We start from the raw sequence: 14,030 nt of genomic DNA on the forward strand, positions 1-14,030 counted from the left end.
TGGTTGCCTTTAGAAGCAAGCTTCTAACCAATCTTCAGCTATTTGGTGCGCAATGCGCGCCGACGAGCTTCTGCAATAAAAATTTCACCAAAAAATATACGACTGGTCTACTTTTAAGGAATAGAGAAATCTATGCTCAATTTTGACTTCCACAACCCCACGCGAATTATCTTCGGTAACCAAACCATTGCCCGGCTGGATGAGCTGATTCCGACTGAAGCCCGCATTCTGCTGCTCTATGGTGGCCAAAGCGCTCGTGCGAGCGGGACGCTCCACGAAGTCCGAGAGGCATTAGGTTTCCGGGAGGTGCAAGAGTTCGGGGGTATAGAGCCGAACCCCAGCTACGAAACGCTAATCAGGGCCGTTGATACGGTTCGCATCCATCGCTTGGACTTTCTACTAGCCGTTGGTGGAGGCTCGGTCATTGATGGCACTAAGTTCGTTTCCGCCGCTGTTGGCTACGACGGTGATGCTTGGGACATCCTTGAAACGCGGGGCGCAAGTATTCGGCAAGCCTTGCCATTCGGTACCGTACTAACTCTGCCCGCAACTGGCTCAGAAATGAACAACGGCGGTGTGGTAACTCGCCGAGCGACACAAGACAAGTTGCCGTTTCGCAGCCCTCACGTGTTCCCGCAATTCTCGATTCTTGATCCTACTAAGACCCAGACCCTCCCTACCCGCCAACTCGCAAACGGCGTAGTAGATGCGTTCGTGCATGTCATGGAGCAGTACCTTACCTACCCAATCGATGCCCGCGTGCAAGACCGCTTCGCCGAAGGGCTGCTGCAAACACTGATCGAAATCGGTCCGCTGATGCTGGAGGAGTCTGCGGACTACAGCACCCGCGCCAACCTCATGTGGACGGCCACTCTGGCGCTTAATGGCTTGATCGGTGCGGGTGTGCCACAGGACTGGTCTACGCACATGATTGGTCATGAGCTGACCGCACAGCACGGCATCGATCACGCACGGACGCTGGCTATCGTGTTACCCGCAAATCTCGAAGTTCGCCGTGAAGCCAAGCGCGCCAAGTTGCTGCAATACGCCGAGCGGGTTTGGCATATAAGCCAAGGGGACGAAGAACAGCGCATTGATGCCGCCATACAACAGACCCGGACACTCTTCGAGAGTCTGGGCCTACCGACGCGCCTATCGGCCTACCAGCTTGGCGCTGACGTCATCGATGCGCTGATCAACCAGCTCGCCGCTCACCGCCTAACCGCACTCGGCGAACATGCCGACGTCAGCTTAGACGTCAGCCGCAGGGTGCTTGAAGCCAGCCTCTAAGCCGTGCCGCTAGCGTCGCACACCCACGCTAGCGGCGCATAACCAAACAGCCATAACTACTTTTATCCGCAAGGTAAATCACATGAAGATCCTCCTCGTTCTGACTTCCCACGAGCAACTTGGCAACACTGGTGAAAAGACCGGTTTCTGGCTCGAAGAGCTGGCCGCGCCCTACTACGCCTTTATCGACGCAGGCGCGCAACTGACCCTGGCATCGCCCAATGGCGGCCAGCCACCGCTCGACCTAAAGAGCAATGAGCCTGACTTCCAGACCGACGCCACCCGCCGCTTCGAGATTGATTCAGTCGCCACGCACGCGCTGGCCAACACGCTAAAACTCAGCGACTTAAACGGCGCCGAATTTGATGCTGTGTTCTACCCCGGCGGCCATGGCCCGCTGTGGGACTTGGCCGAAGATGCCGCGTCCATCGCCTTGATTGAGCGCGCCATCGCCGCCGGCAAGCCTGTTGCGGCGGTTTGCCATGCGCCCGCGGTGCTGCGTCACGTCAAGGGCAGCGACGGCCAGCCATTGGTCGCCGGCAAGGCGGTCACCGGCTTCAGCAACAGCGAAGAGGAGGCTGTAGGCCTGACCCAGGTGGTGCCGTTCCTGGTCGAGGACATGCTCAAGGCTCAGGGCGGCCACTACAGCAAGACCGCCGACTGGCAGGTACATGTCATCACCGACGGGCTGCTGATCACGGGCCAGAACCCGGCCTCCTCCGAAGCCACCGCCCACGCGCTGCTCAACGTGCTGAGCTAAGGAGGCCCGATGTCCGCCTACGTGGTTTTCACCCGCGAGCACACCACCGACGCTGCTGAACTGCAACGTTACGCGCAGGAGGCGCCTGCCGCACGAGAAGGGCACGACGTCACACGTCTGGCTTTCTACGGTCAACTGGAGGTGTTGGAAGGTCCATCGATCGAGGGAGCGGTCATTCTACGTTTCGAAGATATGACAGCCGCTCGAGCCTGGTATGCCAGCCCGGCTTACCAGGCGGCGCTAAAGCATCGTCTCTCCGGTGCGGAGTACCGAGTTTTTCTAATCGAAGGCACCGACACATCACCTAACTGACACGCGTGCACAAGTCGTTATGAGCGTATATCTCGGCTTGTGCATGTCATTGCACTGGAACAATCCATCATGAGCCTTCAAGACGAAGCACTCAAAGCCTGGCAAGCCCGTTATGGCGAGCCAGCTAACTTACCTGCTGCCGACACCGTGATCGCGCAGATGTTGCAGCATCGATCAGTACGTGCCTACAGCGATCTTCCTGTGGATGAGCAGATGCTGAGCTGGGCGATCGCGGCGGCCCAGTCAGCCTCGACTTCCTCGAACCTGCAAGCTTGGAGCGTGCTCGCCGTGCGGGATCGCGAGCGTCTCGCGAGGCTTGCCCGACTGTCCGGTAACCAGCGCCATGTCGAGCAGGCACCGCTGTTCCTGGTCTGGCTCGTGGACTGGTCACGCCTACGCCGACTAGCCAGAACCCTTCAGGCACCGACTGCAGGTATCGACTATTTAGAAAGCTACACCGTCGGTGTTGTAGATGCAGCTCTGGCCGCTCAGAACGCCGCACTAGCTTTCGAGGCCCAAGGACTGGGAATCGTTTACATCGGCGGAATGCGCAACCACCCGGAAGCGGTGTCCGAGGAGCTTGGCCTGCCAAACGACACTTTCGCTGTATTTGGCATGTGCGTCGGTCATCCCGATCCGGCACAGCCCGCCGAGATCAAGCCACGCCTGGCGCAATCAGTGGTGCTTCACCGTGAGCGCTATGAGGCCACCGAGGCAGAGGCGGTTTCAGTTGCTGCCTATGACCGAAGGATGAGCGACTTCCAACATCGTCAACAACGCGAAAACCGTTCCTGGTCCAGCCAGGCCGTGGAACGTGTAAAAGGAGCGGATTCACTGAGCGGAAGACACCGCTTGCGAGATGCATTAAACACCCTAGGTTTCGGCCTGCGCTGAGATAGTGAGATATCCCATGCCTATTCCCGCCGCCCTGAACTGGAGCACTAATACCTGGCAACTTTGCTTTGCTGCGCTCTCGCCGTTCCTTGTTGAAACGGTAGTGATCCATTGGTCGACATTCACCCGACACTCAAGGTTCCAGTGGCCGGATAGCCGCGCACTGCAAGACTTCGGGCTTTATTCACAACCAACCAACTACACCGACAGACACCTTTCCAGAACGGCAAGGTCAAGCGAGTTAAACCGTAAATGATCTAAGGACTTTAGTTGGACGAGCCTACCTCTTGGTTTCCGGAGCCTCATTGCACGGTTCTATCCGAGCGATGTGGGTGAGTTCCTCCATAATTCAATCGGAGAACCATCGTGTCAGCGCTATTCGAACCGTTCGAACTAAAAAGTCATTGCTTACGTAACCGCATTGCCGTGCCGCCTATGTGCCAGTACATGGCCAACGAGGGGCTGGTCAACGAGTGGCACCACATCCATTACGCGAGTATCGCGCGTGGCGGAGCAGGACTAGTGATAGTTGAAGCGACCGCAGTCTCACCTGAGGGGCGAATCACACCCAGTTGTGCTGGGTTATGGAGCGACAAGCAAGGCGAAGCCTTCATCCCCATTGCCCAGGCAATTAAGGCAGCTGGTTCCGTAGCGGGTATTCAGCTCGCTCATGCAGGTCGCAAAGCAAGCGCGAATCGGCCTTGGGAGGGCAATGGTCATATAGCCGAAGACGACCACCGTGGCTGGCAAACAATCGCACCGTCTGCCATCGCTTTCGGAGCCCATTTATCAAAGGTCCCCAGGGCAATGTCCTTGAGCGATATCGCGCAGGTGCGTGAAGAATTCGTCATGGCTGCACGACGAGCCTTGTCAGCCGGTTTCGAATGGCTGGAACTACACTTCGCGCACGGCTATCTAGGCCAGAGTTTTCTCTCTGCGCATTCCAACCGACGCAGCGATGGCTACGGTGGCAACGTGGAAAACCGCAGGCGTTTTCTCATCGAAACCATGTCTGCAGTGCGCGAAGTATGGCCTGAGCACCTTCCGCTGACTGTACGCCTCGGCGTAATCGAGTACGACAACCAGGATGAGCAGACACTGCTCGAAGCCATTGCGCTGATACGGCAACTCAAGAACGCAGGTGCCGACCTAGTCAACGTTAGCACGGGCTTCAACATCCCGAACACTGACACTCCCTGGGCACCGGCATTCCTTGCACCAATTGCCGAACGCATACGCCATGAGGCGGGCATTCCCGTTGCTGCGGCCTGGGGTATCGAGTCGCCAGCCCTGGCCGACCGCTTGGTGCGCGATGGCCAGGCTGATCTGGTAATGGTCGGCCGGGCCCACCTCGCTGATCCACATTGGCCATACGCGGCAGCTCGCACCCTTGGCGTCGAGCGCCCCGCATGGGTACTGCCCCCCCCTTACGCCCACTGGCTCGAACGGTATACGCCGGTGGAGTAATCCGAGTTTCAGCCCCTGTCACCACGTACGGAAAGACCGGAGCTTTTCATGCCACCATGCCACGAGTAGGAGAATCACATGGCTTACGCCACTATCAACCCCTATAACGGGGAATTGCTCAAGACCTTCCCAGAAACCACCGACGACCAGGTCAATCAGGCGCTGGACGACGCACATAGCGCGTTCATCGACTGGAAAGAACGCAGCTTTACCGAACGCAGTGCCAGTCTCCAGCGGGCAGCTGAGCTGCTACGCGCCCAGGCCAGCGACTATGCCCACCTGCTAACCTTAGAGATGGGCAAGATCACCGCTGAAGCTTTGGGCGAAGTCGAGATTTCAGCGCGAATTTTAGAGTATTACGCTAAGCATGCGGAGGGGCTGCTAGCTCCAGAGAAACTCCCTGTTGCAGAACCGTCCGAGGGAGAGGCAACTTTAACTCACGAGCCGCTGGGAATCATTCTAGCCATCGAACCATGGAACTTCCCCTACTACCAAGTAGCACGCATCCTCGCTCCGCAATTAGCAGCCGGCAACACCCTACTGCTCAAACATGCGTCAAACGTACCGCAGTGTGCTGCAGCCTTCGAACAGTTGATGCTAGATGCGGGCTTACCCTCGGGAGCTTTCCGCAATCTCTACGCAACGCGTCAACAGATCGAAAGCATTATCAGCGATGATCGTGTTCATGGTGTCGCTCTGACTGGCTCTGAAGGAGCAGGCGCCATCATTGCTGCGCAGGCCGGCAAGGCGTTGAAGAAGTCGACCCTGGAACTAGGTGGTGCAGATGCCTTCGTGGTACTGCGCGATGCCGAGCTGGATAAGACTGTGAAGTGGGCCGTAATCGGGCGTCACTGGAACGCTGGACAGGTGTGTATTTCCTCCAAACGCATGATTGTGGTGGACGAGGTCTATGAGGAGTTTCTGAGTCGCTACACAGAAGGAGTGGCGCAGCTTAAGGCTGGTGATCCCTTTGCCCAGGAAACCACGCTGGCCCCTTTGTCATCGCAGGCCGCCGCCGACGAGATTCGTCAGAAGATCCAGGTGGCAGTCGCTCACGGCGCGAGAGCCACCGAAGTCGGCCCCAGAGTCCCTAGACTGGGGGCCTTCGTGCAACCAACTATCCTGACTGACGTAGAGCCCGATAATCCCGCCTATTACTGGGAGTTCTTCGGCCCAGTGTCGATGATCTTCCGTGCCAGGGACGAGCAGGACGCGGTGCGTATTGCCAACGATTCGCCGTTCGGTCTGGGCGGCTCGGTATTCACCGCCGATACTAAGCATGGCGCCGAGGTGGCCAAACGCATCTCCACTGGTATGGTGTTCGTCAACCATCCCAGCACCTCGAGGGCCAACCTACCCTTCGGTGGTATCAAACGCTCCGGCTACGGGCGCGAGCTAATCGGCTTGGGCATCAAGGAATTCGTCAATCACAAGCTGATTAGCGTCATCGATATTGACGCGCCGTTCTAACTTCATCTGCACATCAACGCAAACATCAATACCTGATGCAGCCAGCCTCCTTGATGAATAGATCAAGGGGGGCTGGACTACATAGGCAACCCTGGCGCGAAGCACGGCGCGTTCCCGGCTGATCCAGAAGTGAGCTGCAAGGGTGCGGAGATATGCATAAGTGCCGGAATACAAAGCTGCATATTGACATATGTGAATATTACGAATAGCCTGGACTCGTAAACCACCCTAGGCACCTCATGAGGTACCCCATGAAAGATTCCAGCGATACCCATCCGAATCACCTTCCCGACAGCTGCTACGGCCTGTTTATCGACAACCAGTGGGTTACGGCCGAATACGGTGAAACCCTCGACATTATCAACCCCGCCAACGGAAAAATTCTCACCAACATTCCAAACGCCACAGCTGCCGACGTCGACCGCGCGGTGCAGGCCGCACAGCGCGCCTTCGTGACCTGGCGTACCACCTCACCAGCGGAACGCGCCAATGCGCTGTTGAAGATCGCCGACCTACTGGAAGCCGATGCCGATCGGTTCGCGGTTCTGGAAACCCTTGATGTAGGCAAACCCATTCGTGAAAGTCGCTCCGTCGACATCCCACTGGCGATTGATCACTTCCGCTACTTCGCTGGCGTAATCCGCAGCCAATCGGATGAGGCGGTCATGCTGGATGAGCAAACACTCAGCATCGCTCTCAGTGAACCCCTCGGCGTCGTGGGCCAAGTGATTCCGTGGAACTTCCCGCTTCTTATGGCCGCCTGGAAGATCGCTCCAGCCATCGCGGCGGGTAACACCGTAGTTATCAAACCTTCTGAGCTGACCCCGGTAACCATCCTTGAACTAGCGAAGATCTTCGCCAAGGTACTTCCGGCCGGCGTGGTCAACATCGTCACAGGCTTAGGCACCACAGTTGGACAGGCGTTACTGGATCATCCGGACCTACGCAAGCTTGCCTTCACCGGCTCGACGCGTGTCGGCGAACTCGTCGCCAATGCGGCAGCGAAGAAAATAATTCCCGCCACCCTTGAACTGGGCGGCAAGTCGGCCAACATCGTTTTCCCCGATGCGAACTGGGACAAGGCCGTGGAAGGCGCAGTCCTCGCCATCCTGTGGAACCAAGGCCAAGTCTGCGAATCCGGCGCTCGGCTGTTCGTTCACGAATCCATCTACGAGCGATTCCTGGCTGAGCTCAAGCATAAGTTCGAAGCTGTGCGTGTGGGTGACCCATTGAACCCGGACACCATGATGGGCGCACAGGTCAGCAAGACCCAGATGGAACGGATCCTCGGCTACGTCGATATCGCCAAAGAGGAAGGTGCCGAGGTACTGATCGGCGGCGGTCGTCTTACAGGTGCCGATTACGATGCCGGCTTCTTCATCCAGCCAACGATTCTGGTCGGTGTTCGCAACGATATGCGCGTCGCCTACGAGGAAATTTTCGGCCCAGTTCTGTGCGTCATTCCTTTCAAGGATGAAGCGGAGGTCATCGCCATGGCTAACGACTCCGAGTACGGCCTAGCGGGTGCAGTCTGGACCCAAGACATCAACCGGGCGTTGCGTGTGGCACGCGCGGTGGAAACCGGACGTATGTGGGTAAATACCTACCATGAGATCCCTGCCCACGCCCCCTTTGGTGGCTATAAGAAATCTGGCCTGGGACGGGAAACTCACAAGTCAATGCTGGAAGCCTACAGCCAGAAGAAGAACATCTACGTCAGCCTCAACGAAGCACCGCTCGGGCTCTTCTGACCTCGTTGATCCATGTTTTTTAGCTTACAACATCGAATATTTTAGATATGCAGGTAAATGAAATGACACAATCAGAACTTTTCAAAACCACTCAGCTGGGCCCATACACCCTCAAGAACCGTATCGTACTGCCGCCACTGACGCGTTCGCGCAGCTCCCAACCCGGCAACATTGCGAACGACCTCATGGCCACCTATTACCGTCAGCGCAGCGGTGCTGGCTTCATGGTGACCGAGGGCACCCAGATCGAACCCCGGGGACAGGGTTACGCCTGGACACCCGGCATTCATAGCCCAGAACAGATACAAGGCTGGCGTAAGGTCACCGACGCTGTTCACGCCGAAGGGGGGGTGATCTTTGCTCAACTTTGGCATGTAGGCCGCGTGTCGCACACATCGCTGCAGCCCGGTGGTGAAGCGCCCGTCGCGCCATCAGCCATTCGCGCGGACAACGTCAAGGTGTTCATCGAAACTGGCCCCGGCACGGGTGCACTGGCCGACCCATCGACCCCACGTGCCCTGTCCACCAAGGAGGTAAAGGAACTGGTTAAGCTCTACGCCCAAGCAGCCCGAAATGCCTTGGACGCAGGTTTTGACGGGGTGGAGCTTCACTGCGCGAACGGGTACCTGGTAAACCAGTTCATTTCGGCCCATACCAACCAGCGTGATGATGAATATGGCGGCTCGCTGCAGAACCGTCTTCGCTTCCTGCGCGAAATCACCCTGGCCGTTGCTGGTGTCGTCGGCAAGGAGCGCATGGGCGTTCGCTTCGCCCCGCTGTTCGCGACCACAGACGAAGACCGCGTATACCTAGGTCTGGTCGAAGAAGATCCGCACCAAACCTACATCGAGGCCGTGAAGATCCTCGAGGAAGTGGGCATTGCCTACCTGTCGCTCGCCGAAGCCGATTGGGAAAACGCCCCCGAGCTGCCTGAGACGTTCCGGGAAGATGTTCGTAAGTCCTTCAGCGGCAAGATTCTCTATGCCGGCAAGTACACCGCTGAACGAGGAAATCGCGTGATAAAAGCTGGCTGGGGCGACCTGATCGCTTTTGGTCGCCCCTTCATTGCGAACCCCGACCTGCCCGCTCGTATCGCCAACAACTGGCCGCTTAACCCAGTTGATCCAAGCAGCATGTACGGCGGTACCGATAAGGGCTACACCGACTACCCGACTTACAAATCCTAAACGCTCAATGCCACGCCCCATAACTCAGGGGCGTGGCTCAGCGTTTGCTGACCGAGGAAGTTAAGCATGTACCAACCGAGCACGATCCCCTACCAAGAGCATAGGGGATTCAAACGAACCTTCAGGCAGGGTCATCTAAGCCTTGGGCTGTTCTTTCCCCTAGAGGCTTTCGAAGGTGATACACCGAGCATGCTAGATCAGGTAGCGCTGGCCAAACGTGCAGAGGCGCTTGGTTTTTCGGCGCTCTGGTTTCGCGACGTCCCACTCAGGGACCCAAGCTTCGGCGATGTCGGCCAGGTTTTCGACCCTTGGGTGTACATGGGATATATGGCCGCCCATACAACAAAAATCGCATTAGGCACGGCCTCCATCGCCCTTACACTGCGTAATCCCCTGCACACGGCAAAGGCCGCAGCAAGCATTGATCAGTTGAGCGGAGGTCGCTTGCTCCTGGGAGTAGCCTCTGGCGATCGTCCCGTGGAGTTTCCCGCATTCAGCATCGATCCCGAAAAGCGTGGCGAGACCTTTCAAGAAAACTGCGAGGTGATACGTCAAGCTCATCGAACACACTTCGAGCCCATTCGCTGGAGTGGAGGCGAGTTGTTGGGGGCCGATCTCATTCCCAAACCCACGACCCGTGAAATACCGCTATTCGTAACCGGACACAGCCGCCAGTCGCTCGATTGGATCGCGCGCGAAAGCCATGGATGGATCAACTATCCACGCCCACCGAAAATACAGCGACTGATCGTGGAGGATTGGCGACAGGAAATATTGAAACAGTGTGGTCCCACCTACAAGCCGTTCTTGCAGTCGCTTTATATCGACCTTGACGAACACCCGTCCACGCCGCCCTCGCATATCCATCTTGGATTCCGCCTGGGACGTGACCACCTTCGGGCCTTACTGGATACGCTTGAGGAAATCGGTGTGGACCACGTCATCCTGAACCTCAAGTACGGTAAACGCCCCGCAGCAGAGGTTATCGAGGAACTTGGCAAGCACATCATCCCGCACTTCGACACACAGACGTCCGATAGCCCGGCCTGATAGGGCAATAGGATTTCAGTCCAGAGCAGCCAGTCTTTTTGACAGGCGGGCGCGCAGAGGTCACGGAGACGCCTTCCAATTTTCTACGCGAACTAGGAAAATATCTAAATATCGCAAAAAACAGGTATAGAAAAATCTATGACCATTGATGTCAACGAAGCCCTTAAAGCATTGGCGAACCCGATGCGCCTAGCCATCCTTAATTGGCTCAAGGATCCCAGGACAAACTTTCCCGAGCAGGAGGTAGATCCAGAGACGGTAGGTGTGTGCGTCAGTATCATCCAGGAACGCACGGGCCTCTCGCAGTCAACGACATCGCTTTATCTCGCAGCTCTACAGCGCGCGCAATTGGTGACATCGCAGCGGATCGGCCCCTGGACCTACTACAAGCGCCACGATGAGAATATCGATGCCTTCTTCAAGGCGCTGCAAGAAAGAATCTAGGGCTGCACACCCTTGTATTTCTGACTGATTTCAGTCTTTGCCGATGTCAAAAACAGCAATCTGACCAAATAACGATCAGATCATCCGAAGCTTCGAGTGATCGAACAGCATTACCAGTGATGCGGTGCGCGGAAAAAACGCTCCTATAGCAAAACTGCCACTTGACAACGCTGAAACCAGGGGCTGTACACGCAAAAGACAGCACACTCCAGAGAGGGACGCGAAGCCCTTCAAGTGCTCTTCTACGGCCAACCTTCTTTAGGGGGCAACATAGATTTTCAACATGACAGAACCGCGCCGCAACCCTGAGTGTATTGGCCTGGTACTCGCCGCCGGCACCGGGCAGCGCTTCGGCAGCGACAAACGCTGCGCCAAGCTGGCCGACGGCAACAGCCTGCTACGCGCAACAGTGCTGCGCACGCAAGAAGCCTTCAGCGATGTTCGAGTCGTGCTAAAAGCCGAGGACGATGCCCAGGCCCTGGCTATACCGCCTGGCGTTCAGCTGGTACGTGCGGCCCACGCCAAACAGGGCATGGGCTCAAGCCTGGCTGCCGGCATCCAGAGCCTGGCACACTCGCAGGCCACTGCGGTGGCGGTGCTGCTTGGAGATATGCCGTGGATTTCTGCCGCCACCCTGCGGCAACTGCGAGCGCAGGCCGACGCTGAACATATCGTCGTGGCTTACTGCGAGGGTCAGCGCGGCCACCCGGTGTTGTTCGGCCGGCGCTTCTGGCCGGAGCTGATGCAACTGCAAGGCGAGAATGGGGCCAGGGGCTTGATCGCCAGCCATGCGCAACAGGTGATTGCCGTGACGCTCGATGACCACGGCATTCTGCGGGACGTCGACAGGCCGGACGACCTCAGCCACCCACCGATTTCATAATCAGCGCGCTGCCGGTAAACGTAGCGTCCTGCTTGTCCGCCAGCGCACGGCCGAGCAACGCGGTGAGCTGCGGCTGTGCCTGCTCAGTCGGCAGATCCAACAGCGTGCCCATAAAGTGCCCGCGATTGGATGACAGACATCCGTATAAACTGCCGGTAGACGACAGGCGCAGACGGCTGCAGCTCCGGCAAAAGGGCGCGCTTTCGTTGGCAATGATGCCGAACGCCCCGCGCTCGCCAACGCTATAACGCAGCGCGGTGGAGTCTACCGGCGCCTCAGCCTGGGTGAAGGCATAACGCTCGCCGATAAGCTCCAGCAGCTCGCGCTGGCCGACGAACTGGGTACGAAAAGCCTCTGCATTCTGGGCCAGATGGCCCATGCGCATAAGTTCGATAAAACGCAATTCGTAGCCCTGCTGAAGGCAGAACACCAACATGGGCAAAACTTGATCGAGGTTGCTACCACGCATCGGCACCATGTTGATCTTGATGCTCATGCCGGCTCGGCGCGCCTGCTCAATGCCGTTGAGCACCGTCTGCAGGTCGCCGCCCTTGGCGATCGTGCGGAAGGCACTCGGGTCGAGCGTATCGAGGGACACATTGAGCCGCTGGATGCCGGCGCTGCGCAATAACGGCAGTTTGCCGGCCAGCAACTGGCCATTGGTGGTCAGGCTAATGTCCTGCAACGCCAGCTTACCTACGCCCTGCAGAAAGGGCTCCAGCCGGTCACTCAGCAGCGGCTCGCCGCCGGTAATGCGCAGTTCCTCAACCCCGGCAACATCCCTGAGCAACTCGACGGCACGCAGCATCGACGCGGACGTCAGCTCATCGCGTGCGGCCACCAAGCGACGGCCATCGGCCACACAGTAGGTGCAGGCGTAATTGCATGCGGCAGTCAGACTCAGACGAAGTTTGCGAAAACGCCGACCATGTCGATCAACTATCACTCGACAACGCCCGTACGGGGATCAATGGCGGGTTCGATGTCCTCCGCCAGCGCTTCAAGCACATAAACCTGACGATCGCTTAGCAGCTCGCCCAAGGCATTGGCCATGGCCGTGTAATGTGGCATCTGCCGATGGCGCGCTATCGCCTCATGGCTGGCCCAGCGCTCGACGAAGACAAAACGCCCGGCCTGTTCAATACAGCGATTCAGGACGTAAGACAGGCAGCCGTCTTCGGCGCGCGATGGTTGCACACAGGCGCGCAGAATCTGCTCGACCTGCGACTCTTTGCCAGCCTTGGCTATCAGTATCGCTACAACGCGTATGGCTTGACTCATGCTGATGGGTTCCTCGGTTGATAAATTGTTAACGCTGCACGGCCACCAGCCGACAACCTTCTGCCGCAACATCCGTTTGATCCCGGCCAGCCATTAGCACAGGGTCGCTGTCATGGATGCTCGCAGATCTGAAGCGCAGGCTGCCGCCATTGCGGCCGTTGAGCACTGCCTGAATTTCCGCCAGCACCGCCATGGCCACGCATTCCGGGGTGTCGCCACCCAGGTCCAGGCCGATCGGATAATGCAAACATTCCAGCCCCGGCAGCTCGTCCTGTGGTTTAGCCAATTGTTCGTGGATGCCGGCCAACAAGCGCTCGGTGCGCTCACGCGGCCCCAACTGACCGACATAGCAGGGTTCACTGTGCAGCACACCCTTTAGCCAATGCGCGTCTTGCACCAGGCTGTGGGTCATCACCGCCACCGCAGCCCCGCGCACCAGCTCGTGGTAATCGAAAGGCTGCTCTACATCGCCGACCAGCACCTGGTCAGCCTCGGCAAAACGCTCGGCCCGGGCAAAGTGCGCCCGGCCGTCGATCACCGTCACATGCCAACCCAACAGCTTGGCCATGCGCACCAGCGGCTGGGCATCATGGCCCGCGCCGAAGATCACCAGACGCCGCACCGGCGGCAAGTACTCCAGAAGCACTTCCACTTCGCCGAGACCATTCGGGTAGAGACCACGGGATGACTTGCCGCGCAGCAAGGTCTGCTGCAGGTCGGCGCTGATTTGCTCAACCAGCACCGAGCGCAGCAACTCGCCCGCGGCCTCCTGCCCAGGCATCAAGCACAAACGCTCGCCTAAGCGTGGCGCAGCCGCGCCCGAGCTGACGATTACCGTAGCGATGGCCGCAGGCTGCTGGCGGTCGCGTACGCTGAGCAAAGCATCGACCAAGGCGCAAGGGCCGGCCGGCAGGCGCTCGAACAGCACGTGAACCTTGCCGTTACAGCCCAGGCCGAAGCTCAGCGCTTCTTCGCTGGCGTCATCCGCCTCTGCGGTGCTGTAGCTGCGCAGCGCCGGCCCGGCTTCGGTCAGCCACCAAGCCTTTTTCGCCACTTCCGCCTCCAGGCAGCCGCCACTGATGGTGCCCTCGGGCCGGCCGAAGCGCGACACCAGCATGCGCGCACCGGGCCGCCGATACGCCGAACCTTCGACCTTGACTACAGTCGCAAGCACCGCTTCGCGGCCAGCCTCGCGCTCGGCCAGGAGCGCATCCAGCAATGTGTTCAGGCCCGACATGCAG

Annotated in this window: 14 protein-coding genes; 11 read left to right on the forward strand and 3 right to left on the reverse strand. The window is 58.3% G+C overall.

All coding sequences use genetic code 11. The features are described from left to right. Window positions 1-132: 132 nt before the first annotated feature. The 11 genes from N0B28_RS16095 to N0B28_RS16145 all read left to right on the forward strand — a co-directional run bounded on the left by N0B28_RS16095 (window position 133) and on the right by N0B28_RS16145 (window position 11,508). Complete coding sequence (locus tag N0B28_RS16095; protein WP_010953427.1) at window positions 133-1,290, forward strand: iron-containing alcohol dehydrogenase; 1,158 nt, start codon at window positions 133-135, stop codon at window positions 1,288-1,290. Window positions 1,291-1,372: 82 nt separating this feature from the next. After that, window positions 1,373-2,050 (forward strand): type 1 glutamine amidotransferase domain-containing protein, encoded by a 678-nt coding sequence (locus tag N0B28_RS16100; protein ID WP_190977285.1) that lies wholly within the window; start codon window positions 1,373-1,375, stop codon window positions 2,048-2,050. A gap of 9 nt (window positions 2,051-2,059) precedes the next feature. Next, entirely contained in the window at window positions 2,060-2,362 is a 303-nt protein-coding gene (locus N0B28_RS16105; protein WP_010487168.1) for a DUF1330 domain-containing protein, read from the forward strand. Window positions 2,363-2,431: 69 nt separating this feature from the next. Further along, on the forward strand, window positions 2,432-3,256 hold the full coding sequence (locus N0B28_RS16110) for an NADPH-dependent oxidoreductase (RefSeq protein WP_010487167.1): 825 nt from the start codon (window positions 2,432-2,434) through the stop codon (window positions 3,254-3,256). 366 nt (window positions 3,257-3,622) lie between these two features. Beyond that, window positions 3,623-4,723, forward strand: coding sequence for an NADH:flavin oxidoreductase/NADH oxidase (locus N0B28_RS16115; RefSeq protein WP_010953424.1), 1,101 nt, complete (start codon window positions 3,623-3,625; stop codon window positions 4,721-4,723). A gap of 78 nt (window positions 4,724-4,801) precedes the next feature. Next, window positions 4,802-6,193 carry an NAD-dependent succinate-semialdehyde dehydrogenase gene (locus N0B28_RS16120; protein ID WP_275727483.1) on the forward strand — a complete coding sequence of 464 codons (1,392 nt, stop codon included), beginning with the start codon at window positions 4,802-4,804 and terminating at the stop codon, window positions 6,191-6,193. Window positions 6,194-6,444: 251 nt separating this feature from the next. Next, the gene (locus N0B28_RS16125) at window positions 6,445-7,944 is read left to right on the forward strand and encodes an aldehyde dehydrogenase family protein (RefSeq protein WP_024765054.1); all 1,500 of its coding nucleotides are present in this window, start codon (window positions 6,445-6,447) and stop codon (window positions 7,942-7,944) included. Between the two features lie 62 nt (window positions 7,945-8,006). Then, window positions 8,007-9,131: an alkene reductase gene (locus tag N0B28_RS16130; RefSeq protein WP_010953422.1), complete on the forward strand. Its 1,125-nt coding sequence runs from the start codon at window positions 8,007-8,009 to the stop codon at window positions 9,129-9,131. A 66-nt stretch (window positions 9,132-9,197) separates the two neighbouring features. Further along, entirely contained in the window at window positions 9,198-10,181 is a 984-nt protein-coding gene (locus N0B28_RS16135) for an LLM class oxidoreductase (RefSeq protein WP_100857917.1), read from the forward strand. 138 nt (window positions 10,182-10,319) lie between these two features. Beyond that, entirely contained in the window at window positions 10,320-10,625 is a 306-nt protein-coding gene (locus tag N0B28_RS16140; RefSeq protein ID WP_010487150.1) for a helix-turn-helix transcriptional regulator, read from the forward strand. Between the two features lie 283 nt (window positions 10,626-10,908). After that, window positions 10,909-11,508, forward strand: coding sequence for a nucleotidyltransferase family protein (locus N0B28_RS16145; RefSeq protein ID WP_024765057.1), 600 nt, complete (start codon window positions 10,909-10,911; stop codon window positions 11,506-11,508). On the opposite strand, the gene N0B28_RS16150 is transcribed toward N0B28_RS16145, so the two are convergent. The 3 genes from N0B28_RS16150 to N0B28_RS16160 are packed head-to-tail and all read right to left on the reverse strand — an operon-like array spanning window position 11,486 to window position 14,026. Then, window positions 11,486-12,454 (reverse strand): radical SAM protein, encoded by a 969-nt coding sequence (locus N0B28_RS16150; RefSeq protein WP_024765058.1) that lies wholly within the window; start codon window positions 12,452-12,454, stop codon window positions 11,486-11,488. The genes N0B28_RS16145 and N0B28_RS16150 overlap by 23 nt on opposite strands. Beyond that, the gene (locus N0B28_RS16155; RefSeq protein WP_190977283.1) at window positions 12,451-12,789 is read right to left on the reverse strand and encodes a putative quinol monooxygenase; all 339 of its coding nucleotides are present in this window, start codon (window positions 12,787-12,789) and stop codon (window positions 12,451-12,453) included. Before N0B28_RS16155 ends, N0B28_RS16150 begins: the two co-directional genes overlap by 4 nt. A gap of 28 nt (window positions 12,790-12,817) precedes the next feature. Further along, a complete protein-coding gene (locus tag N0B28_RS16160; protein ID WP_024765060.1) occupies window positions 12,818-14,026 on the reverse strand; it encodes an XdhC/CoxI family protein in 1,209 nt (402 codons plus the stop codon). Between the last annotated feature and the right edge of the window lie 4 nt (window positions 14,027-14,030).

The organism is Pseudomonas sp. SD17-1, assembly GCF_029201585.1.
Classification (GTDB): domain Bacteria; phylum Pseudomonadota; class Gammaproteobacteria; order Pseudomonadales; family Pseudomonadaceae; genus Aquipseudomonas; species Aquipseudomonas palmensis.